Annotated in this window: 18 protein-coding genes, 2 pseudogenes and 1 riboswitch; of the genes and pseudogenes, 8 read left to right on the top strand and 12 right to left on the bottom strand. The window is 43.5% G+C overall.

The window, feature by feature from the left end:
• Positions 1 to 5: 5 nt before the first annotated feature.
• The 4 genes from VZF35_RS09910 to VZF35_RS09895 all read right to left on the bottom strand — a co-directional run bounded on the left by VZF35_RS09910 (position 6) and on the right by VZF35_RS09895 (position 6,595).
• Complete coding sequence (locus VZF35_RS09910) at positions 6 to 2,582, bottom strand: molybdopterin-dependent oxidoreductase (protein ID WP_407313197.1); 2,577 nt, start codon at positions 2,580 to 2,582, stop codon at positions 6 to 8.
• 168 nt (positions 2,583 to 2,750) lie between these two features.
• Positions 2,751 to 3,293, bottom strand: a complete 543-nt coding sequence (locus VZF35_RS09905; RefSeq protein WP_407313195.1) for a 4Fe-4S dicluster domain-containing protein — start codon at positions 3,291 to 3,293, stop codon at positions 2,751 to 2,753.
• Between the two features lie 10 nt (positions 3,294 to 3,303).
• A complete protein-coding gene (locus VZF35_RS09900) occupies positions 3,304 to 5,376 on the bottom strand; it encodes a molybdopterin-dependent oxidoreductase (protein ID WP_407313193.1) in 2,073 nt (690 codons plus the stop codon).
• Between the two features lie 10 nt (positions 5,377 to 5,386).
• On the bottom strand, positions 5,387 to 6,595 hold the full coding sequence (locus VZF35_RS09895; protein ID WP_407313191.1) for a PucR family transcriptional regulator: 1,209 nt from the start codon (positions 6,593 to 6,595) through the stop codon (positions 5,387 to 5,389).
• A 218-nt stretch (positions 6,596 to 6,813) separates the two neighbouring features.
• Between VZF35_RS09895 and VZF35_RS09890 the strand changes: the two genes are divergently transcribed.
• Positions 6,814 to 8,157: a radical SAM protein gene (locus tag VZF35_RS09890; protein WP_407313189.1), complete on the top strand. Its 1,344-nt coding sequence runs from the start codon at positions 6,814 to 6,816 to the stop codon at positions 8,155 to 8,157.
• A 225-nt stretch (positions 8,158 to 8,382) separates the two neighbouring features.
• On the opposite strand, the gene VZF35_RS09885 is transcribed toward VZF35_RS09890, so the two are convergent.
• From VZF35_RS09885 to VZF35_RS09865, 5 genes and pseudogenes are all read right to left on the bottom strand, one after another.
• Positions 8,383 to 9,564 carry an aminotransferase class V-fold PLP-dependent enzyme gene (locus VZF35_RS09885; RefSeq protein ID WP_407313187.1) on the bottom strand — a complete coding sequence of 394 codons (1,182 nt, stop codon included), beginning with the start codon at positions 9,562 to 9,564 and terminating at the stop codon, positions 8,383 to 8,385.
• 74 nt (positions 9,565 to 9,638) lie between these two features.
• Complete coding sequence (locus tag VZF35_RS09880) at positions 9,639 to 9,896, bottom strand: DUF3343 domain-containing protein (protein WP_407313185.1); 258 nt, start codon at positions 9,894 to 9,896, stop codon at positions 9,639 to 9,641.
• A gap of 121 nt (positions 9,897 to 10,017) precedes the next feature.
• Complete coding sequence (locus tag VZF35_RS09875; RefSeq protein WP_407314569.1) at positions 10,018 to 10,308, bottom strand: helix-turn-helix domain-containing protein; 291 nt, start codon at positions 10,306 to 10,308, stop codon at positions 10,018 to 10,020.
• A gap of 225 nt (positions 10,309 to 10,533) precedes the next feature.
• A pseudogene (locus tag VZF35_RS09870) lies at positions 10,534 to 10,908 on the bottom strand (sigma 54-interacting transcriptional regulator); the annotation flags it as partial.
• Complete coding sequence (locus tag VZF35_RS09865; protein ID WP_407314567.1) at positions 10,830 to 11,798, bottom strand: sigma-54-dependent Fis family transcriptional regulator; 969 nt, start codon at positions 11,796 to 11,798, stop codon at positions 10,830 to 10,832. The gene VZF35_RS09865 and the pseudogene VZF35_RS09870, both read right to left, overlap by 79 nt.
• Before the next feature lie 827 nt (positions 11,799 to 12,625).
• Between VZF35_RS09865 and VZF35_RS09860 the strand changes: the two genes are divergently transcribed.
• From VZF35_RS09860 to VZF35_RS09830, 7 genes are all read left to right on the top strand, one after another.
• Positions 12,626 to 14,101: an aldehyde dehydrogenase family protein gene (locus VZF35_RS09860; RefSeq protein ID WP_407313183.1), complete on the top strand. Its 1,476-nt coding sequence runs from the start codon at positions 12,626 to 12,628 to the stop codon at positions 14,099 to 14,101.
• Between the two features lie 519 nt (positions 14,102 to 14,620).
• Entirely contained in the window at positions 14,621 to 14,827 is a 207-nt protein-coding gene (locus tag VZF35_RS09855; RefSeq protein ID WP_407313182.1) for a molybdopterin-binding protein, read from the top strand.
• Positions 14,828 to 15,097: 270 nt separating this feature from the next.
• The gene (gene modA, locus VZF35_RS09850; RefSeq protein ID WP_407313180.1) at positions 15,098 to 15,904 is read left to right on the top strand and encodes a molybdate ABC transporter substrate-binding protein; all 807 of its coding nucleotides are present in this window, start codon (positions 15,098 to 15,100) and stop codon (positions 15,902 to 15,904) included.
• 21 nt (positions 15,905 to 15,925) lie between these two features.
• Positions 15,926 to 16,612, top strand: coding sequence for a molybdate ABC transporter permease subunit (gene modB / locus VZF35_RS09845; RefSeq protein WP_407313178.1), 687 nt, complete (start codon positions 15,926 to 15,928; stop codon positions 16,610 to 16,612).
• On the top strand, positions 16,612 to 17,277 hold the full coding sequence (locus VZF35_RS09840) for an ATP-binding cassette domain-containing protein (RefSeq protein WP_407313176.1): 666 nt from the start codon (positions 16,612 to 16,614) through the stop codon (positions 17,275 to 17,277). Before modB ends, VZF35_RS09840 begins: the two co-directional genes overlap by 1 nt.
• A 48-nt stretch (positions 17,278 to 17,325) precedes the next feature.
• Positions 17,326 to 17,458, top strand: a riboswitch (molybdenum cofactor riboswitch).
• Between the two features lie 207 nt (positions 17,459 to 17,665).
• Positions 17,666 to 18,508, top strand: coding sequence for a ModD protein (gene modD, locus VZF35_RS09835; RefSeq protein ID WP_407313174.1), 843 nt, complete (start codon positions 17,666 to 17,668; stop codon positions 18,506 to 18,508).
• Positions 18,509 to 18,661: 153 nt separating this feature from the next.
• The gene (locus VZF35_RS09830; protein WP_407313172.1) at positions 18,662 to 19,612 is read left to right on the top strand and encodes a 2Fe-2S iron-sulfur cluster-binding protein; all 951 of its coding nucleotides are present in this window, start codon (positions 18,662 to 18,664) and stop codon (positions 19,610 to 19,612) included.
• A gap of 128 nt (positions 19,613 to 19,740) precedes the next feature.
• Here VZF35_RS09830 and VZF35_RS09825 read toward each other — a convergent pair whose 3' ends face one another.
• The 3 genes and pseudogenes from VZF35_RS09825 to feoB all read right to left on the bottom strand — a co-directional run bounded on the left by VZF35_RS09825 (position 19,741) and on the right by feoB (position 22,688).
• Positions 19,741 to 20,121, bottom strand: a complete 381-nt coding sequence (locus VZF35_RS09825; protein WP_407313170.1) for a cation transporter — start codon at positions 20,119 to 20,121, stop codon at positions 19,741 to 19,743.
• Positions 20,122 to 20,263: 142 nt separating this feature from the next.
• A complete protein-coding gene (locus VZF35_RS09820) occupies positions 20,264 to 20,473 on the bottom strand; it encodes a hypothetical protein (protein ID WP_407313168.1) in 210 nt (69 codons plus the stop codon).
• A 78-nt stretch (positions 20,474 to 20,551) separates the two neighbouring features.
• Positions 20,552 to 22,688 (bottom strand): annotated as a pseudogene (gene feoB, locus VZF35_RS09815) (ferrous iron transport protein B).
• Between the last annotated feature and the right edge of the window lie 13 nt (positions 22,689 to 22,701).

Here is a 22,701-nt window from a genome sequence, read left to right as displayed (position 1 = left end):
ACCTCCTAAAAGATAATTCTTTGTGGCCACTTATAATCGGCAAGAAGGGGTTTGTCATACTTCTCTACTTTGATATTGCAGGAATTGGACCCCATGTGGCCTTGACCTGTTGGGATACCGCCTTCCAGAATGTTTACTGTACCGGAGGTGCAGAGCCCTGTTTCTTCATCCAGTTCAATCCAGGCTCCTTCGCCTAAGGTAGTTACTCCCGGTGTCATTCGTTCGGTGAGGTGGACAGGGCGGATGACGGCACCATGTCGGCTCGTGATCTTAACAATATCTCCTTCTTTAAGCCCGAGTTGCTTCCCATCCGTTACACTCATAATAAACTCTTGCGGGAAGGCTTCACGGAGCCAAGGCAGGTTGTCAAAAATGGAATGGGAACGACGGCGGTAGTGGATGGTGTACATTTGGAAAGGATAATCGCCTTTAACTTTGTTTTTCCAATCTTTAAAGGTGTCTTCGTAACCTTCCTCAGGCTTAAAATATTTACCGATTGGCGACATTTCCGTAAAACCGTAATTCTTAATTTTGTCAGCCAGGGTTTGGCAATGGATTTCAATTTTTTTGCTGGGTGTATCCCGGGGGAATTTATCCGGTTCTTTGCGGTAATCTTCAAATTCTGTGAAGCCAAAGTTGTCGTCTGGCTTTCTCTGCACCTGATAGATTCCTTTTTCCTTAAATTCCGGATAAGAAATCCGTCCGGTTTGCGGTTTCCCGGTAACCCCCATGGCTTTAATATCCGCATCAGTAATTGTGACCAGCTTCTCCCAGGTCTTACCGTCCTCGTTCAGGACTTTGGCTCCGGCCAGTTGGTTAAAGACTTGTTGTTGCAGGGAAGGAGATGAGATTTTCTTCGTATCCAGACCGAGGCGTTTGCCGATTTCTGTAGCGATCCAGATGTCGTCTTTCGCCTCAAAGAGAGGATCGATGACTTTGCTGAACATAATGAGCATTTCTCGGTTGCCGGTTAAGAAACCTCCGGATTTTTCCCATTGGGTTGTACAAGGGAGGACGATGTCGGAGAATTTAGCCTGAGTGTTCAAAACATAGGCTTGGGTAACCACGAATTCCAGCTTCTTACGATGAGCCTCGACACCTTTGGTTGCGCCCATTTTCTGATTCAAGAAAGAAACAGCATCGTAATAGAAACAGCGTAAATCGATGTCTTGAACATTGTTCAGGCTAGCGGTATATTTTCCGTCAAGCACAGCGCTCCAGATCTCATTTTGATTGATTTTATCAGTGACTGCATTTTTCAGGGTGGCTACATCATTTGATCCGGGATTGACTAACGCAGGCCCGGCGTTGGCAGCGGAGCCATGGGTTCCTAAGCCTGCGCTTGCACCGGGGATACCAATATTTCCGGTCATACAGGCTAAAGTAATGATATTCTGAACGGTTTGTTCAGCGCGATGAGTCCTGGTGATTGCATTAGCCACTAAACATGTGGGTTTAGTCGAAGCGTATTCTAAAGCAAGTTCCCGGATTTTGGTTGCAGGTACACCGCAAATTTCTGAGGCCCACTCAGGGGTTTTAGGCTGCCCATCGAAGGTCCCCAGAACGTAGTCTTTATAGTTTTCTTTTGGATCTGCTCCTTCAGGCATATGATCCGTATCAAACCCGACAGTGCAACGGTTAAGGAAGTCCCAGTCAATCAGTGGGTGGGCGGGACTATCTTCTGTGATCATCACATAAGCCATACCTAACATCATAGCTGCATCTGTAGCAGGGCGAATCGGAATCCATTCGTCGGCCAGAATACGGGCAGAATCCGTGAAGAATGGGTCGATATAGATAAACTTGGCCCCCGCTTTTTTAGCTTGCATATAGTGATAGGTTGGGCTGCCTCCCTGACTCCAGGCCGGATTGACACCCCAAAGAATGATTAATTTAGCCATCCGCTGGCGAAAACGGTCATTTCCGGTATTACTGTAACTTGAAGCATAAGGCCCCGCAATGGCCGGACCGGCGTCGACCCAAGTACCGTAGGACGTAGAGCCCCAAGTTGTTGTGAAGCCGCCAAATAGTGCCAGCGTACGTTCCATACCTTGATTCACTTGACCAACGATTGACCTGTTGCCGTACTTGTCTTTAATGCGTTTCAGCTCGGTAGCGACTAAGTCTAAGGCTTCATCCCAGGAGATACGTACCCATTCATCTTTGCCGCGCAACTCTTTCTGACCGCCGCCAGGCGCCCAGTTTTTGCGCTTCATCGGGTATTTTAGACGGTCAGCGCCAAGAATTTGCTGTCGTTGGGAGTGCCCGCGCCAACAAGCTCGCTGTTGAGGATAATCAGGGCTGTCAGGATGGGTATCGTCTGTTTTCTGTCGGACAACCATTCCGTCGACGACATAGGCTTTGTTTAGACATCGCCCGCCACAGTTATGCCAGCAAGCCGCCGTAACCCATTTGCCTTCCTGTGTTGCTAATGACGCTGCCTTGTCCGCATCGACTTTGACCAGGCCGCAACCTGGAAGGGTAACCATCGCTGCTGTTCCTGCGGTTAGTGTTGCTGTCCAGCCTAGGAAGGAGCGCCTGCTCAGCATATAATCTTTCGCCTTGTTTATAAGATTTGCCACAGTTGGATCACCTCCAAAATAGTTAAAATTAATAGTGCTATATGAGTAATTGTACTATAGGGCACATTGTGAATGTGAACAAAGATACATAGCGCTTATTGTTCATGTAATACAAAAAACTAATTATCATTAAAAAAAACGACAATGGTCAGCGGGCTGACATTGTCGTTAAGAAAGGAACCATGATCTCTGCGTGGATCGTTTGGGTCGGAAGCGAATTGAAGGTCGAGTCAAGCGAATATCAGGAAATTCCGGCAGAGTTGTTGTAGTGTTGATCTCCAGATCACTGCCTAGTTTAATCAATTTCAAAGCTCCGGTATGGCAGGCAGTGACACAGGCCGGGCTTAAACCTGTTTGGAGGCGGGGAAAACAGAGCTCGCATTTCGTGACTTTGTGGTCTTGAGGGTTGAACTGGAGACTATGGAAAGGGCAGGCTGTGAGACAGATTCCGCATCCGTCACAGCGATCCCGATTAATTCTGACGATGCCATCTTGTTTTTTAGTAAAAGCTCTCTGAGGGCAGACTCGGAAACATTCCGGGCTATCACAATGATTGCAGGACATCGAAAGGAACGTATGGGGAGAGGTTTCCGTAACTTTGCGTAACCGTACGTCGGCAGGGGTTTGATTTTCGCTGATACAGGCCGATTCACAGGACCGGCACCCTACACAAAGTCCCTCATCAAAGAGAAACCCTAACTGCATAACCATTCTAACTACCTCACTGTTTTTTAAGATCTACGAAAACATCATAAAAAGCGCTGCTGTTGACTGAAGCGCCGAGCTTCCCCATATCTGTCGGCATATGGTGAATAACATTGTTTACAGAGCCCGAAGCTAAGACTAATGGGGCGACAAGAATATTCCTAGGCAGTAGAGGATTAAGATGCAATTGGCTGCTAAAAGCTCCGGTAGCATTGTAAACTGTGACCCAGTTACCTTCGGCAAGGCCTCGGTTCAGGGCATCCTTATCATTGATTTCAATGGACTTACTCATATGGTTCTTCATATACTGAGGCAGCCATTGATGTTGAGAGTGGATATGCAGCAAGCTTTGAGGGGAAAGCAGGCGAAACGGGTAACGTTGGTCGGAGGTAAATGGAAAACTTGCCTTGGGTAGAGCGGGTAAACTGTCATCTTTAGCGTCACGGGAAAAGATTCTGAATTCAGAAAAGTGGGTGGGTTTTGCAGTTTTTGCATCGAACAAGCACTCCAAATGAAGTTTACGGGGAGCTTTTTTCAGAGCTTGCCAGCTATTGATTCTTAAAAGAGAAAGGATATCCTTGGAGCATTCTTTTTCAATCCATTCTTCAGCGGTAAGATCTGGGAAAAATGAAAAATTCGGCTGCATCTGGTTAAGCTTCTGGGAGAGTTCCTTAGCTATATCCAGATCACTTTTAGATTCATAATAAGGCATAATAGCCTGTTCGTTAATTCCTACCCAGTAGTGCCAATAGCCGGGATTTAAATCATAGGCTTCAAAAAAACTTGTAACTGGGAGCACGAGGTCGGATAATTTGGCAGTTGCGGTCATAAAGAGATCGACGGTTACCATCATGTCCAGTTGGTCGATGAGTTTCTGCCAATATTGAGGTTGAGGATCTTGGGCGAGAGGGTTTCGGCTGGCGATCCACAAAAATTTAACCGGAGGCTTGCCGAGAGAGAGGGCATCTTTTGCGAAGGTATTTATATTCAAAAGACGATGATTTATTTTCTCCTTATTCTTCAATTGTTGTGTAGGGGGCTGCAGGTTAGCTAATCCCCTTGGAAATAAAGAGCTGGCGGGAAGAAAATAGTAAAATCCATTTCCAGGTATGCTTGGATTAGCTGTTAGCCCTGCTAGAGAACTTATGGTTCGCACATTCTGCCCACCGTTAACATGCCGCTGCAGCCCGAAACCAACCCAGGTGCTGATAGCTCGACCGGAACTATAAATTTTACTTAGTTCAGTGATTGCTTCTAGTTGCAAGCCTGTTAGTTGAGTGACAGTACTCAAATCAATTTTAGAGTCTAAATAACTTTTGAACTGCTGCCAACCTGGTAAGTCGTGAACGTTAATTTTACTCTTTTTCTGTTTGCTTAGCTCTTTAATGATCGCAAGAGCTAACAGACCGTCCGTTCCAGGCTGAATTTGGAAGTACATATCAGCATTAGCTGCAGTTGTAGTATAAATGGGATCTATGACAATGAGCTTTGCGCCTTTTCTTCTGGCTTCGTTAATAAAGTGGAACTGGTGGATCGCCGTCCAGGCGGGGTTCGCTCCCCAGATCACAATATAGTCAGCTTTGACCATCATTTCAGGATCACTGCTTAAATTATGGCCGAAACTGTAAGCCACCCCATCCATGCCGGCTGAGGCGCAAGGGCTTCCCACAGCTTTTGTATGTGTTCCCAGGCTGTCGAACATGCCATTGACGGCATCATTTAATAAGCCGATATTTCCTGAAAACTTATTATAAGCCAGCGCCAGGTTTGAGTCGTAGCGTCGATTGAGTTCAAGAATCTGGTCAGCTATCAGCTCATAGGCTTTTTCCCAGCTGATCCTTTGCCAGCGTCCAGATCCTTTGGGATATTGCCAAAGAGGATACCGCAAGCGTTCTGGGTTATAGACATAGTTTGGATAAGCATAACCCTTGGCGCAAAGCCGCCCTTGAGTATAACCATGGGCAGGATCCCCCTCCACCTTTTCTAATTTTCCGTTTCGGACGTAGGAAAGAATTCCGCAGGTATTATAACAGTTTCGCGGACATACGTTGTGAAATATTTGATAGTTACTTTCAGCCAGATAGATCACCCTCTCAAAGTCAGGCCTTTTTGAGGCGCTTAATCTTTAGAGCCACCATGATGTCTAATTTCGTATCTGTGTTTTCCAGGTCAGCATCCAAAATCTCTTCCACTTTTTTTAAGCGGTAGCGAAGTGTATTGGGATGAAGGAAAAGCGCGTCAGCAGTTGCTCTTAATTCACAACGATTGGCAATATATTTTTCCAGGGTTGTTAATAAATCGTTGCTATGTTTCAGATCATAGTCTTCCAGTTCACCTAGTGTTTCCTGGTAAAACTCCGTTAGCTCACTTTGGTCATGATTAAATAAGATTCTGGCTACGCCCATATCTGAAAAGAAGGCAACAGTACATGGTTTATCCATCATACCTTCCAACTCTAGAGCTACTTTAGCTTCTTGGTAACTTCGAAAGAAATGGGTAGGGCTGTTGTAAACTCTGCCAACTCCCACGGACAGTATTTTTTTGTCTAAAAGTGGTCTGGCCATATAATCGACCACCGCTTTTAAAGTCTTTAGCTGAGCTTTCTGTTCACGTTGCTTGCGATCATTGGTAGGAAGTACTAGGATAATTTGTTCGTTCTTTTGCATGATAATTGGCTTACCTTCAGTTTGGGCTACCTGTTCTTCGATGATTGCCGTTAGAGTAACGAGTAAGTCTTTTTCTTCAGGGTTACAATCCAAACTTCCGAGGCGAAAAACTACTACTCTGTGAGGACGGTTCAAGTCCCAACCCCAGATTTCGGCCTTAAGCAAGATATCCGCCAGTGAATCGATATTACTGTAGAGCAGATCATAAATAAAAGCATCTTGATAGCGGCGCTGCAAGGTCTCGAGGCTCTTGCTTTTATTAAACTCGACAGCACATAAGAGAGCTATTTGTTGCCCGATTTGATTTGATTCTTCTTCTGTGGAGTTTTCTTCCAGCATGATTAAAGAGCCTTGCCGTTTTCGTTGGATATAAATATCATAGATACCAGCCATCTGATTGTGTTCAGACGCAAGCCGACAACGGTTAGGTTTATTTTCTTCAAAACAAGGCGAAATCAACATGCCTTCCACTACGTTTAACGAGCTGCCATGACAAGCGAGAATACGGTAGGCAGGATCAGTGACAAGGACAGGTCTCTGCAGAAAGAGAGACATACGCTTCGTGAGCCCTCTTAGCCCATTTCCTGAGGCCAGCTCTGCCAAAAGCTCAGTTTGAAGTTCCAACAATACTGATGATTCCATAACGATTCTCCTTTATACGACAAATCGTCGAATATTAACGAAAATTGAATCCTTTATAGATATCATAAATGATACCTATAACAAATGACAAGTTTATATTCATAGCAGTTTATTCAAGCCGATAGAGTTAGAGCTTACGAAACTTGTCTCTTTAAAATATTTCAAGTATCTTTAATATAGAAGCATTGTTTTGAACTTCATTTTATATACCAATGGAAATGGGGAATAACATGATTATCGATATTAACGAGAGTACTGTGAAACAGATAAGGAATCCGGAGTTTGCCAAGTATGCCGGCATCTATATCAAAATTTATGAAAATTTTTTGCAACAAGTACGATCGAGCGGGATTGAAATCGACGCTGGGGGCAAAGATGGAGAGATAGCCTCAACGTTGGAACGCTTAAAGTCAAAAGGTGTAACTGTCCGAAACAATCAAAAAAGCTTCTTCCTTAACCGCATTTCTCCTGCCTGTGAAGCCTGCAAGACTGCTGAGGGCAGTGTGACGATGTTTATTTCTTTAATGTGCAACAGGAAGTGTTATTTCTGTTTTAATCCTAACCAAGCAGATTATCGCCAATTTGCTCGGAATAAACGTAATTTTATAACAGACTTAGATGAACTTCAGCATAGCGGACAAAGAGTAGACTATTTAGCCCTAACCGGAGGAGAACCTACACTTCATAAGAAGGAAATGGTTCAGTTTTTTATTGAAGGGAGGAAGAAGTTTCCCCAAGCACATACCCGTCTCTACACAACGGGTGATTTTCTTGATCAGGGAAGTCTAAACGAACTCGCTCAGACCCAACTTAATGAGATTCGTTTTAGTATTAAGCTGGAAGATGCCAGTGAGAAACGACAGAGAGTTCTGGAACGAATAGCTTTGGCGCAAAACTATATTCCAGCAGTTATGGTAGAGATGCCTGTTTTACCAGGATCATTGGAGATCATGAAGGGGTTGCTGCGCGATTTGGATCAGTTAGGGGTTTACGGGATCAATCTGCTGGAATTTTGTTATCCTTTTTTTAACGCGAATATTTACCGTGAGAAAGGGTTTAAAATTAAGCACCGTCCTTTCCGGGTTCTCTATGATTATTGGTACGCCGGTGCGCTGCCGGTAGCTCAAAGTGAGGCTGAGTGTCTTGCACTGTTGGAATTTGCTGCTGACGAGGGTTTAAAGCTCGGAGTCCATTATTGCTCCTTAGAAAACAAAAATACCGGTCAGATTTATCGTCAGAATAACCGGCAACAGCTTGAAAGAAATATTTACTTTTCGCCCCAAGATTTCTTCCTTAAATCCGCTAAAGTCTTCAGCAAGGACATCCCCAAAGTGGAAGAAATTTTCCTTCGGGCAGGCTATCATGACTATACGATCAATCAAGAACACAAGTATCTTGAATTTCATGTAAGCCGAATGAATTTGCTGGCTGATTTCGACGTCGAGATCGGAATCTCATCCAGCGTCATGGAAAAAAGACAGGATGGAGAGTATTTGCGCGAACTTAAAGTTGATTTAACGAACCCGCAAATGTTTGATTTTGTTCAGGATCTCACTTCATGACGCGAAGAAGCCTAGAATCCTTGATATATTATATTAAGGTTCCTAGGCTTCTAAGTTTCTGCGAAGCAGCTTAAAGATTAAATTTATTGATGGTTTGTTGTAATTCATAAGCTAACGAAGAAAGCCCTTGACTAGATGTATCACTAACATGATTTGTTATTTACAAAAAGATTTTTAATTTGGTTTTTGCGTTTGGGTACCCAAAAGGAGCTGAACCATCCAGAATCATAAATGAGATGGATGGTTTAGAAGTTTTAAACTCCGCCATAAGCAATCGATGGTCTGGAAAACTTCTTTATCATTGTTGAAGTGACTAAAACTAAAGCGCAGGGTTCCCTGTGGAAAAGTACCCAAAGTTCTGTGAGCAGATGGAGCACAATGAAGGCCTGAGCGTGTCATTATTCCATAGTCTTTATAGAGCCAATAGCTTAGCTCTGCATTATCATGATTGGGAAAATCAATTGAAACTATCGAGGTTCTCTCATTGAGATCTCTTTTTCCGATGAGTCGTAAAGCTGGAATTTCTAATAGCCTGGAAATAAATAGATCCAGAAGATGTAACTCTTGTTCACGGATTAACCTAATGCCAACCTTGAAAAGATATTTTAGAGCGGCATTTAGGCCAAAAATGCCGGGAACATTCAACGTTCCCGCTTCAAATTTGTCAGGCATGTAAGTCGGCTGATTTTCAAGCTCGGAAAAGCTTCCTGTTCCTCCTTCAATAAGTGAGTCTATTAAGGCTGCAACGGATTCGTTGATTAAAAATCCCCCAATCCCTTGGGGACCCAGCAATCCTTTATGTCCGGTAAAGGCAAGGGCATCGATGTTATACAAGTCCATATCTATTTCTGAAAAACCCGCTGTTTGAGCACTGTCCACGATGAAAAAAATATGATTTTCTCGGCAGAACCGTCCGACTTCCTTTAAGGGCAGCATCGTACCACAAACATTCGAAGCGGATGTCATAACGATTGCTTTTGTATTGGACTTTATCAGGCTTGGAAGCAACTTCAGCCGTTCATCGCATAAATCACCTTCGGCGTTGCCTTGGAGAATTGTAATTTCGAGGTTTTGTGCCCTTAAGCTGTTTAACGGGCGCATTACGGCATTATGTTCCATCGATGAAACTATGACGTGATCGCCTGTTTTTAGGAGTCCTTTGATTATTACGTTTAGGCTTTCAGTAACATTTTTTGTAAAGACAACGTTCTCTGGTTTGCTAAAGTGAAATAGACGGCAAAGCAATTCTCGTGTCTCATAAATAATTTCTTCTGTCTGATACGCCTTTGTATAAGCCCCTCTGTTAACATTGCAGCCGAGAGAGGACAGGTAAAATGAAATTGCCTCACTGACACCTGGGGCTTTTGGGTATGAAGTCGCTGCGTTATCTAAATATATCTCTTTCACACTTTCACTTCCAAAGCTTAAAGGTAGCCCATTCCATAAGGATTCGCCGGGCAAGCTGCGGATTATTGACTCAACTATACGGTTGTGCCTTTGTTGTACTTAAGAATATATTGATTATGTTGAATAAGATATATTTCTTTTATATATTCGGTAATTAGCGTACTCAAATCTCTGTTGTAAGAAAACTTGACTCCGACGGCACAACTTGTACTCAGACTTCTGGGAACCGGCAGAATTTCCGTGGTTATGTTGTTGTTGCGTAAAAGCCTATGGAACCTCATTGCCCCCGAGGTTGTAAAAAATATGGCAAAATATAACCCACCTGAGTCCATCTTAGGAAATCTCCTTCTGCATAGTTTTCGTTGCTTTATAGTATGCAGCAGGATCTGAAGTGAGCGTGTAACCTCAATGAAAACGTTGATTTTACCATCGAGTCTGGAGAGTAATGATAATTCAGCGAGTGGAAATATGAAATTTTTTTAGCTTCTTATAAAGAGAATTCCTGGAAATTCCCATATCTCTGGCAACATTACTAATGTTGCCGTTATACGCCAACAGCTTATTGATGATTTCTACTCTCTCGTTATCAGCTAATAACTCTTTTATGTTAATAGTTTCATCGGTTATTTTTGAGGGTGTAAAGAAGCCCTCTTTTTTTAATTTCAACGTGCGAGGATGCGGGGTGATGATTTCTTCCGGAAGGTGCTCTAGACCAATGCTTTGTCCGTTGGCCAGATTGACCATCCTCTCAATCACATTTTGTAATTCCCTAACATTTCCTGGCCAATCGTGTTGCTCCAGATAGGCGATGACTTGTGAATCTACAGATGGAAAGCCGACCCCCATCCTGCAGCATATTTCCTTAAAGAAGGCGTTAAATAATAAAGAGATATCTTCCCGGCGCTCCCTCAAAGGGGGCAAGGGAATATTAATGACATTTAAGCGAAAGAAGAGGTCCTGACGGAAATTTCCTTTCATAACTTCCGTTTGCAGGTTTTTATTGCTGGCTGAGATGATTCTCACATCCACCATAATGGTATTATAGCCGCCAATTCGGGTGATGCGCTTATCCTGTAATACTCTGAGCAAGGCTACTTGATGTTCCAGTGGCATGTCGCCAATTTCATCCAGGAAAAGCGTTCCTCCCGAGGCCATTTCAAATTTGCCTGGTCTGCCGCCGGATTTAGCTCCGGTAAAGGAACCTCCTTCGTAGCCAAAAAGTTCGCTGCCAATCAGTTCCCTGGGAATAGCTCCGCAATTTATGGCTACAAATGGTCCATTCTTGCGGTAGCTTGAGTTATGAATGGCCTGGGCAAATACTTCTTTGCCTGTGCCGCTTTCCCCTGCAGAAGCACATGACTTTTGCTTCCAGCAGCAATTTTTGCTAATCTGATACTCTTGATGAGTTGAGGGCTCACACCGACAATGTCATCAAACCGAAAAGTGGCGTGCGCTCCGCTAAAACGATTAATCAAATTTTTGATTTTATGGATGGGATTGATGAAAATTACTCCGCCTGTGATGTCACCATTATCATCCTTAATCGGTTTGCCGGAAGAGAGGCAATGAACGCTGCCATTGAAAGTATTAGTTATCACTTCAGATTCTTTATAAGGCTCCCCTGTAGTCAACATTTCTTTGACGATAAGTGAACTTCCGAGGTAGTTCGTAATTGAGTTTCCCTTGATCTCCAGTTCTGGTTGTAAGAATATGTTTTCAGCAATGGGGTTTACTTGTTCGATCACGCCTTCTTTATCAATAACAACAATTCCGTCGGATGCCGTAAGGATGATATTCTTCAGTCTATTGTTAAGTAAGGTCAATTCTCTGTTTCTTAGTTGAACTCGAATCTGATTTTTAATGGCCTCCACGGCTGCAACAACCATTCCCAACGTATGCTGATGAGTTTTCCAGGAGGGTCCGGACATTTGCAATACGCCGATTACGTTGCCGTTGGAATCCATAATAGGAGCTGCGGAACAAGTCCAAAATTGAACTTTTTGACAATAATGTTCCGCACCAGAAATTTGGACAGGTTTCTGAATGGCCAGGGCCGTTCCAATGCCGTTTGTGCCGACTTCTTCTTCAATCCAATTGGCCCCTTTGCTTAAGTTTAGTTGGGAAGCATAAGCCATTGTATCATTATCCCCTATCACATCCATGATATAGCCGTATTCATCTGAGAGCATAACGATAAAACCAGATCCGGCAACGAACTGATAGAGGTTTGTCATAAAAAGCCTGGAGATTTGAATCAGGCCTCTTTTTTTGGCCAACAATTCTGCAAGCTGCTGCTGGCTTAAAAGCAGGTGGCTGACACCGCTGTACGGATTGACGCTAGCCGCGGAACAACGTTGCCACGAAGCTGCTATTTCAGTACGCACGATATCATTGTCGATGATTGCATTTGTGACGAATTTCTCCCATGCTTTGGTAACATTCGGAGTAATATCTCCCGTCATGCTTAAGCCTTCCTTCTTGAGAAGAGTTAGCGTTCATAAAACCAATATTGTCATAGAATTCGGACAATATTTTGCAGGATAAGCCCTAATGTGGGATTCGTGATAAGAATTTTCCACGAGTAATACATTATAGATTCTTGGTTTCGCTATAAATTCCTGCCAAGGAGCTGTTTGTTTTTTCTGTCTTTTAAATTTAGTATGCTTATTATCAGAATGTCACTATTTGTAATGAGGCTTGAACATTAAGGTGACAAATAGGTTACACCACGTTATTTTTCTGCATTAACTCACAGAGCAAAAACTTCATGAACAGCAGGTCTCTATTAAAATCATTAACTGGTAAGAAAGCTGGCATAAGAAATGCAATATAATTAAGAAATTCATTAATATTCAATGATGGAGGTGAAATTTAGTTGTAAATTAGGGCTCTGAATTGAGCGGGCATCCTTCTAGATTAAAGATTATACTTTATTCCATTGTAACCACGATTTTCGGAAGTCCTAATGTTTATTAATTAATAAATCATCAAATCCGTATGAAAAAGCAGTAAAAGATTGTTAAGAGAACGATTCATCAACTAAAAGAGGAGAGGATAACTTATGCAAAATATAGCTGATAATCAATATAAACTTTATATTGATGGTAAATGGGTTGATGCCCAAGATGGGAAAAATTTCAAAGCCATTTGTCCCGCCAACGGCGAGTTACTGGCGACTTGTGCTGATGCCAGCCAACAAGATGTAGACGATGCGGTCAAAGCGGCATGGAGAGCTTGGGAGACTTGGAAAGATATCAGTCCTCAGGAGCGATCCGGTATGTTACTGAAGATTGCTGATCTGATCGATGAAAATGCTGAGAGACTGGCCATGATTGAAACGCTAGATAACGGCAAGCCGATTCGGGAAACTATGGGGATTGACGTTCCGTTGTCTTCCGATCATTTCCGTTATTTTGCCGCAGCCATTCGGACTGAAGAAGGCGAAGCCGTAATGATCGATAAAAATACCTTGAGCATTATTCTCAGAGAGCCCATTGGTGTGGTTGGTCAGATTATTCCTTGGAATTTTCCACTGTTAATGGGCGCCTGGAAGATTGCCCCTGTTTTAGCAGCAGGGTGTTGTACAGTCATTAAGCCTTCCAGCTATACATCCCTAAGCCTATTGGAGCTTGCTAAGATTTTTAATCAGGTACTTCCTCCCGGTGTTGTCAATGTGATTACAGGACGTGGCTCAGGTGCCGGCAATTACATGCTGGAGAACCCTGGCTTTCGTAAATTAGCGTTTACCGGATCGACGGATGTCGGTTATACCATCGCAGATGCCGCAGCGAAAAAACTAATTCCTGCCACCTTGGAACTGGGCGGCAAGTCGGCGAATATTTACTTCCCTGATTGTCCGTGGGAGAAAGCGATTGAAGGTTTACAGATCGGCATCTTGTTTAACCAAGGCCAAGTTTGCTGTGCCGGCTCTCGCGTCTTTGTACATGAAGATATTTACGATAAGTTTGTTGAAGAAGCTGTTAATGCCTTTAACAAAGTAAAGGTGGGTCTGCCCTGGGAAAAGGACACCCAATTAGGTTCACTGATTTATGAATCTCATTTGCAAGATGTCTTAATGTGCATTGAGAACGGTAAAAAAGAAGGAGCCAAGGTAGCCTGCGGAGGTTACAGGATTATGGAGAAAGGTTTGGACAAAGGATGCTTTATGGCCCCAACTTTACTGGTTGACGTTAATAATAAGATGAGGGTTGCTCAGGAGGAAATCTTTGGACCGGTTGCCGTGGTCATCAAATTCAAGACTGAAGAAGAAGTGATTGAGATGGCCAATGACAGCGAGTTCGGTTTAGGCGGAGCGGTTTGGACGAAAGATATTAATCGGGCCTTCCGTGTGGCTAACGCCGTCCAGACCGGCCGCATGTGGGTCAATAATTATAACAACCTGCCGGCACATGCCCCATTCGGCGGCTATAAAAAATCTGGTATTGGCCGAGAAACGCATAAAGTAATTCTCGAACATTATACTCAGATGAAAAACATCTTCATGAGCTTAACCGAGGATAAAGTCGGTTTGTATTAAGTAGACGAAAGTTTGAGGATTAGGATTAAAATTAAAAGGCATTATATGAAAGTCAGGCTTTAAAATTCAAAGCGGTTAGAATTAACCAGAGAGCATCCTCCTTTCACTATCCAAAGTGGAGCGAGGATGCTTTAGTTACAGACAGGATTTTTTATCGGCAGGCTTCGAAATGCACTTCTCTTTGAATAAATAAAAGATCTTCGAAATAGTTGCTTATTCTAATGTCTAAAATTACAGTATATCTTGTACACAGTGAAGTTATCTTTTGTTTGTTTATATTTGGTTTTGTTTGAAAGGGTTATAGAATGAAAAATTTCGATCATGCTGAAAGGAAGCAATGGATATAAGGCAGGGGAAATAGCGGAAGTGGAATTGTGCTGCTTATCGGAATAAAAACTGGCTGTACGTTTAATTTATTCATTAAGGAAATATATAAATAAATTTATAAATAAATTTATATTAAATGTAAATTATACAAATTGAAACTAATGTTATTAAGCGATGTGAGGTGAACGACATATGCAATTGTCCACGAGAAATCAACTAAAGGGTAAAATTACAGAGATAAAAAAGGGTCCTGTCTCTACTGAGGTAACTATGGATATCGGCGGTCAAACGATGGTAGTTGCTTCAATAACCACCGGATCGGCGGATACAATGGAGCTCAAGGTTGATGACACGGTTACGGCGCTAATTAAGGCGAGTTCCGTCATGATAATGAAATAGCAGGACACTAGGCTAACGGTTTGTACTGACTTAAAAAAGGTTGGTGCAGGCCGTTTTGAATTATGGGGCTTTAAAGATCTTGAATGTCTAAAATAATACAAAATAATATTGGTAATGTGTTAGGACATATCGTATAATAACGTTGTAGTTAAGTTATGTTAGTTTAAGATAGAGGTTGTTAGGTTTAAGCGCTTTGCAAGCGCAGGTTCCGATAATTCTAACATCGGCTAGCATAACAATACATAGAAAAGTATAAGAGGAGGAGTTTAGGTGAAAAAAGTTTCATGGTCATTTGCGCTTTGTATTCTACTGATTCTGTCGCTTGTTGGTTGTAGTGCGGGAAATGCTGCTCAGCCACCTGCAAACACAGCCCAAACTAAGCCTACAGAAGTAATGGTATCGGCTGCAGCAAGTTTGCAAAATTCCTTAGATGAACTTAAAAAAGATTATGAGCAGAAAAATTCTAATGTGAAACTTACAATTAACTATGGGGCGTCAGGTACGCTCCAACAACAAATAGAACAGGGTGCTCCGGTCGATCTTTTCATCTCTGCAGGTAAAGCGCAGGTGGATGCTTTAGAAAAAAAGAATCTAATTGATAAAGACAGCAGAGTTGACCTACTAGGAAACGATTTAGTACTTATTACAGGGAAAGATAACACCAAGGTTACCTCTCTTGATGATCTGACCAAATCAACCGTGGGACAAATCAGTATTGGTACACCCAAGTCTGTACCCGCCGGGCAATATGCTCAAGAAGCTTTAACAAATCTCAAACTTTGGGATTCCTTACAGCCTAAGTTGGTGATGGCAAAGGATGTCACTTCAGTTCTGAATTATGTTGAAACAGGAAACGCCGATGCAGGGTTCGTCTATAAATCAGATGCTCAGAGCTCTACGAAAGTTAAAGTCGTGGCCGCAGTTCCGGCGAACAGCTACAAACCTGTTGTTTATCCTGCCGCTATTATCGCAGCTACCAAAAACAAACAAGCTGCTTCGGATTTCCTCAAGTATTTACAAGGTCCAGATGCCCAACAGGTGTTTGCAAAATACGGGTTTAAGTCCATGGCAAAATAATTCGTTTCCGGGGGAGCCCCTATGGAATTTAGTATTATACCGATCATTTTATCGCTAAAAGTTGCTTTCGCAGCGGTTATTATTGTCGCCTGTACCTCAATACCAATTGCTGCTCTCATGGCTAAGCGGGAGTTCCTGGGTAAAGATGTTGTCGAGTCAATCATCACTTTGCCCTTGGTGCTCCCCCCTTCGGTGGTTGGCTTCATGTTGCTCTTGTTCTTTGGGAAAAACGGCCCTTTAGGTAGGTTGCTGGAACAATGGTTCAATATCAGAATCGTCTTTTCCTTATCAGGTGCAGTGATAGCGGCTGCTGTTGTTTCTTTTCCTTTAATGTATCAGTCTGTCAAGGTTGCTATTGAGAATGTTGATCGAAATCTTGAGAAGGCCGCACGGACTTTGGGTGCAAACGAAATCAGGGTGTTCTTTACCATAACTCTACCTTTGGCCTGGAATGGTATTGTAGCCGGTCTCGTCTTGGCCTTTGCTCGTTCTCTGGGTGAATTTGGAGCGACGTTGATGGTTGCAGGAAATATTCCAGGCAAGACTCAGACGATGCCCATTGCCATATATTTTGACAATGAGGCGGGCGACACATGGCAAGCGAGCATATTGGTTATGATTATGACCATCTTTAGTTTTTTAGTAATTTATGGATTGAACCGATGGGGAAAACGGTCGAAACATAACTCGAAGGGAGATGGCAATTGATGTTCAAGGCTAATTTTAAAAAAAATTTGCCTACCTTTGAGCTGGATGTGGATATTTCTTTGGATCATGGTATTTTGGCCCTCGTCGGACATTCAGGTGCCGGAAAAACGACAATTCTGCAATGTGTAGTGGGTCTTCAAACACCCTCTTGGGGAGAAATCATTATCCGGGATAAGACTGTTTTTTCCTCTGAGCTTGATACGAACATTCCTATCCGAAACCGTCGCATAGGGTATCTTTTTCAGGACTATGCTCTCTTCCCGCATATGACCGTTGAAAAGAACGTAATGTACGGGAAACCTAAGAAAGGGAGCGCCTCCGATAAAGTCCTTACAGTTCTTGCAGTTTTAGAGATGCTTAAGATTGGGCATCTTCGAAATCGATATCCCCATCAGATTTCGGGAGGAGAAAAACAAAGAGTTGCTCTCGCTCGTGCTCTAATGACCGAACCTGAGCTTTTGTTGCTTGATGAACCTCTTTCCGCGTTAGACCACGAAACGCGGGGGACACTTCAACAAGAGTTGCTCAAGATCCAAGCCCAATGGCAGATTCCTTTTATTTTAGTAACCCACGATGCACAGGAAGCCGAAATGTTGGGAGATCAAATTATTAAGTTAGACCATGGCAAGCAAGAAGTAGTCAAGAAGCTCAATAAGGCCCAATAATGCTTCGGAAAGCTTCATCAAGCCGATAATGTTCAGCAGAAGACAAATGAATAATGTAATCTCCGAGCCAGAACGACCTAAAGATCAATCCACGGTCGCTGGACAGGGCTCCAGGTCCTCAGGGTATTCCCGGAAACAGGCATGCCTTCACATTTTGAAAAGGAGTAGCACAGATAGACTGGGACGCCGGTCTATTTCCGGCTCCCTTTTTAAGGGAGTCTTATTTTTTATAATTTGTTATCAAACATCAAAAGGGGGTCATGGCGTTTTTAGTAATTTGAGGGGATTAGACTTTTCTCCTTTGCTAATCTCCATAAGGTCTGAAGGTTTTTGAAAAAATGGTTTTGTAAAAGGAAACTAGACTAAATGGGAGTGTTGAGGTGGAGCTATGTATATAAGCGATGAAACAATTGATCGATGGATTAAGGAAGACGTTCCCTATATCGATTTAACAACCCTATCGCTTGGTATAGGTAGAGTGAAAGGGATCATTAGTTTTAGTGCCAGGGAATTTACAGTTTTATCTGGGGTGGAGGAAGTATCGAGGATTCTCGGTAAACTCGAAATCAACCAAATCCGATCACTACCGTCAGGTTCCGCGGTAGACAGAGGGGATGTTTTTATTGAAGCCGAAGGGTTAGCAGCGAATCTACACATGGCCTGGAAGGTCTCCTTGAACATCCTCGAATATTGCTCGGGTATTGCGACAAGGACTAAAAGAATGGTGGATCAGGCAATATCCGTCAACCCTGAGATTACCGTAGTAGCAACTAGAAAATCTTTTCCTGGAACTAAAGAGCTGGCCGTTAAATCTATAATCGCTGGAGGGGCTTTTCCTCATAGGTTAGGATTATCAGAAACGATCTTGATTTTCGAGCAACATCGAGCATTTCTTGGAGATATTAAGACTCTGATGCAGGAATTGAAACATCTAAAAGCGAAGACTTGTGAAAAGAAGATAATTGTTGAGGTCGAGTCTCTCGAAGATGCGCGCCTGTTGGCCGAAGCTGGAGTAGACGGATTACAATTTGATAAAATTCCAGCCGTCGATCTAAAAATTATCGTAGAGAAAATTAGAGAAATCGATCCAAAGATTACTCTAATTGGAGCAGGCGGTATCAATGAAAGCAATATTGCTGAATATGCCGCAACAGGCATTGATGCTATCGCGACCACTGCAATGTACTTTGGAAAGCCTTCGGATATTAGAGTTAAGATGGAAAAGTTTTAAACCGATAGATTATAGATTTTAATAGATTCAGGAAAGGAAAAGTTCTATAATATTAATGTTCTTAATGTTCAGTGAAATGGATTTTGATCTAACAGTTAAAAGAGGTCTCAGACTAATTCTGTCGGCTAAACAAATTGAGAGGAGTGAACTACGATGGAATTGCTTACATTAACGATTGACGGTCGTGAAGTCAGCGTTCCCAAGGGAACGACTGTGCTTGAAGCATGTCGAATGAATAATATTCCCCTTCCTACCTTGTGCCATGCTCCTGAACTTACTTCATCCGGCGCCTGTCGTCTGTGTGTCGTCCAAATTGAGGGAATGCGCAATCTTCCCCCTTCTTGCGTCACCCAAGTAACGCAGGGCATGAAAGTCGAGACGCAGAATGTAAAAGTTAGAAACGCGCGTAAAATGATTCTGGAATTGTTAGTTGCCAGTCATCCTTTGGATTGTATGACTTGCCAGAAAATGGGCAACTGTTCTTTGGCACAGTATGCCTATGAGTATGGTGTCAAAGGAAAACTGTTTAAAGGTGAGAAACGCTGCCTGCCAATTGATGACACAAATCCTTATATTTTAAGAGACCTAAACAAGTGTATTCTTTGTGGAAAATGCGTTGCTACTTGTGAAGCTGTCACAGAACGAAATGTGATCGGGTTTGCTAACCGTGGATTTGATACTAAGGTTTCGACGTTTATGGACACTGACCTTAAAGATTCGGCTTGTGTCTATTGCAACAGGTGCGTAGCCATTTGTCCAGTTGGAGCCCTTGTAGACAAAACTATGATAGGTAAAGGAAGAGATTGGGAGCTAATAACAGAAGAAGTCACTTGTACTTTTTGTGACTCAGGCTGTAAATTTGACATTAACTCAAAGAACGGCAGAGTTATTGGGGCCACCGCAAAGTCGGCAGCCAACGGCCGTCCGCTTTGCCTGAAAGGGCGTATAGGTTCTGATTTCAGGTATAATTCTGACCGGAGAGAAAATCCTTTTATCAATCAGAACGGCGAATTCATACAGGTGACATGGGCAGAATTTTTAGGTTTAGGCAATATTGTAGAAAAGATCCATTCCCTAACATTATCAGATTCACATGATAACTAATAATTAAAGAGATTTTGCCGGTTCGACCTTCATATTTATAATTAAAGCCGCCTGCTTGAATCATCAAGTCGGGCGGCTTTAATATTTTTATATTGGTGCAACTTTTTTCAAGGTTACAATATAGGAATTTAACCTCGATGTCTAGTTTCACTGACAGACATGACCGTATAACCTGCTCCTAAGACAGCTTTCCGCAGAAGTTGGTCAGGAATTTCTTCCTTCATATATACCTTGGCGCTCTTCTTGTCTAAATCCGCTTTAGAAAAAACACCGTCTAAGGAATTGAGCGCGTTTTGAACGTGAGTAAAGCAATTGCGGCAGGTCATGCCGTCAATTTTGAGAACCTTTTCATAAGGGTAATGGCTCAAATTCTGATCTTCGACCCGGACCTTTTTAGGGGCTGCGTCACTGTCCGAACCACAGCAACCTGAAACCATTTTTTTTCGATAGCTGCGGATTCCTAAAAACACAATGACAGCGAGCAGGATGCAAATTATGATGGTTGCCATGTTCATCTCTTCTTTCTGGCTAGTATAAACAAAACCGGATGCTGTCTTCTGTAGCCGCATCCGGTTTTTTAGCTATGATTTTCGATAAATCGCCCGAACGATGGCATTCTGGAACTGTTTGTTGCTTGGAAGTCTGGGCGGTTCAGTGCTTCAGTGGAGCGGAGCTTGAGGGGCAAGAGTGGCATCCCGAACAATGCCCCCCGCAGCCTGCGGAAACATCCGAGGCTTTCGATGAATGGCAATTTCCTTTTTCAACGCATACAGAACAGCTTCCGTTTTTAACAAGAAAGCGGATAGCCAGGGCAAAAAGCATGACTAGGACAACACCAAGCAGGATAGTCGGTAAATTCATGGTAAGACCTCCCAACCGGCCGAGACGGCTGATTTAACCGCCCCGACCAAGGAATAGTACTAAAGCATTTTGATGAAACTAGGCGCCGACACCCACGCGTCGTAGGCTTACTTTGCGTTCAGGTGAAGGACGCAACAGAAGGAAAAGTACAACAATTAAGAGTAGGATCGCCAGTGCCGGACCAACTCCGAAGCTGCCGCCGAAGAAGAGGAGATTGCCCAACTGATTGACGACAAAAGCCACACTGTAGCCTAACAAGATCTGATATCCGAAGGCGATCATCGTCCATTTGAAAGTGCCCATTTCCCGGCTGGTGGCGCCGATGGCGGCAAAGCAAGGGGGGTTGAAAAGGTTGAACAGCATGAACGAGAAGGCGCCGATTGGTGTAAACATGGTAGAGATGCCTGAGATCAGGGCCTGCGTATTATCAGGATCGGCAACTCCATTTAGAATGGCAAGCGTACTAATGGCATTTTCTTTGGCCGCGAGAGCGCTGATTGTGGCAACTGCTCCCTTCCAGGTTCCGAAGCCAAGTGGAGCGAAAATCCAAGCGATCACATGACCAATGGAAGCCAGCATACTGTTGTCGACGTTTTCAACCATCTGCATGTTCCAACCGAAGGAAGAGAGGAACCAAACGAGGCCGCTGGCAATAAAAATGATGGTACCAGCTTTGATAATGAATGCCTTGCTGCGTTCCCACATATGGATCAGCACGCCTTTAGCTGCGGGCATATGATAGGGGGAAGCTCCATAACGAAGGGGGCGGGATCTCCGACAAAGAGTTTTGTCTTTTTTAGAATAATGCCTGAAATGATGATCATAGCGATCCCAAGGAAATACATAGCGGGAGCAATCCAAAGCGATTTTGGGAAAACACGGTGGAAATCATGGCAATGATGACTGTTTTAGCACTGCAGGGCATAAAAGTCGTGACCATAATCGTCATTTTGCGATCTTTTTCATTTTCAATGGTTCGGGTTGCCATGATAGCCGGTACACCACAGCCGGTGCCGATCAGGATGGGGATAAAGGATTTGCCCGACAGACCAAAACGGCGGAAGATCCGGTCCATAATGAAAGCGACCCGTGCCATATAACCCGAATCCTCCAAAATGGAGAGGAAGAAAAAGAGGATGAGCATCTGAGGAACAAAGCCAAGCACGGTACCCACACCGCCGATGATACCATTTACGATGAGTCCGCTGAGCCAGTCGGCAGCCCCAATGGCAGTCATGGCTGCTGTGGCGGCGTTGGTGACCCAAGTGCCAAATAAAGTGTCATTCACCCAGTCCGTGACCATGGATCCCACAGTCGTGACTGAGATGTAATAAATCAGCCAGATGATAGCAGCGAAAATTGGGAGAGCCAGAAATCTGTTGGTTACGATGCGGTCGATTTTGTCGGAAACCGACGCTGCTTTGGAATTTTTGCGGAGGCACTTGTCAACAAGCTGGGCAATATAATCATACCGTTCGTTGGTGATGATGGTTTCACTGTCATCGCCGAGCTCTTCTTCAATGGGAACGATGAGGCTTTCCAGTTTGTTCTTTTGTTCTGTGGAGAACTGGAGTGACTCCAAAACTTTTTGATCACGTTCGAAAAGTTTGATGGCATACCAACGGGCACGCTGCGGTTCCAGGACATCTTTAAAGGTCTCAGCGATAGATGAGAGAACTTCTTCAACCTGCTTATTGAACTTGTGCTGTGGGACTGAGGAGCGTTTCGCTTTGGCGAGCTCGATGGCCTTTTCAGCCGCTTCCATGGAGCCCTCACCTCTGATGGCGGAGGTTTCCACAATCTCGCAGCCTAATGCCGCACCTAGTTTCTGAGTGTCAATCTTGTCGCCGGACTTCTTAACGATATCCATCATGTTCAGGGAAACTACAACCGGAATGCCCAACTCCACGATCTGGGTCGTGAGATACAGATTTCGCTCTAGATTGGTCCCATCCACTAGATTGATGATGGCCTCGGGATGATCATTCATCAGGTAGTTACGACTGACGACCTCCTCAAGGGTATAGGGAGAAAGGGAATAGATTCCCGGGAGGTCGGTGATAATTACGTCTTTGTGGCCTCTTAGCTTTCCTTCCTTTTTTTCTACGGTAACGCCTGGCCAGTTGCCTACATACTGGCTGCTGCCTGTTAAATTGTTGAACATTGTTGTCTTGCCGCAGTTTGGATTACCGGCAAGTGCGATTTTAATTGCCATTATCTACTCTCCT

It is taken from the genome of Desulfosporosinus paludis (genome assembly GCF_045689965.1).
GTDB lineage: Bacteria > Bacillota > Desulfitobacteriia > Desulfitobacteriales > Desulfitobacteriaceae > Desulfosporosinus > Desulfosporosinus paludis.
Note: the sequence above shows the minus strand (reverse complement) of the source record. Positions and strands in the feature narration are given on the sequence as shown.

Coding starts and splice junctions, on each gene's coding strand:
- VZF35_RS09840 (WP_407313176.1), top strand. CDS start 16,612: ATGTTCAAGGCTAATTTTAAAAAAAATTTGCCTACCTTTGAGCTGGAT.
- VZF35_RS09895 (WP_407313191.1), bottom strand. CDS start 6,595: ATGGAATCATCAGTATTGTTGGAACTTCAAACTGAGCTTTTGGCAGAG.
- VZF35_RS09860 (WP_407313183.1), top strand. CDS start 12,626: ATGCAAAATATAGCTGATAATCAATATAAACTTTATATTGATGGTAAA.
- VZF35_RS09905 (WP_407313195.1), bottom strand. CDS start 3,293: ATGGTTATGCAGTTAGGGTTTCTCTTTGATGAGGGACTTTGTGTAGGG.
- VZF35_RS09825 (WP_407313170.1), bottom strand. CDS start 20,121: ATGGCAACCATCATAATTTGCATCCTGCTCGCTGTCATTGTGTTTTTA.
- VZF35_RS09855 (WP_407313182.1), top strand. CDS start 14,621: ATGCAATTGTCCACGAGAAATCAACTAAAGGGTAAAATTACAGAGATA.
- VZF35_RS09865 (WP_407314567.1), bottom strand. CDS start 11,798: ATGACAAACCTCTATCAGTTCGTTGCCGGATCTGGTTTTATCGTTATG.
- VZF35_RS09875 (WP_407314569.1), bottom strand. CDS start 10,308: ATGGTCAATCTGGCCAACGGACAAAGCATTGGTCTAGAGCACCTTCCG.
- VZF35_RS09830 (WP_407313172.1), top strand. CDS start 18,662: ATGGAATTGCTTACATTAACGATTGACGGTCGTGAAGTCAGCGTTCCC.
- modD (WP_407313174.1), top strand. CDS start 17,666: ATGTATATAAGCGATGAAACAATTGATCGATGGATTAAGGAAGACGTT.
- VZF35_RS09880 (WP_407313185.1), bottom strand. CDS start 9,896: ATGGACTCAGGTGGGTTATATTTTGCCATATTTTTTACAACCTCGGGG.
- VZF35_RS09820 (WP_407313168.1), bottom strand. CDS start 20,473: ATGAATTTACCGACTATCCTGCTTGGTGTTGTCCTAGTCATGCTTTTT.
- modB (WP_407313178.1), top strand. CDS start 15,926: ATGGAATTTAGTATTATACCGATCATTTTATCGCTAAAAGTTGCTTTC.
- VZF35_RS09890 (WP_407313189.1), top strand. CDS start 6,814: ATGGGGAATAACATGATTATCGATATTAACGAGAGTACTGTGAAACAG.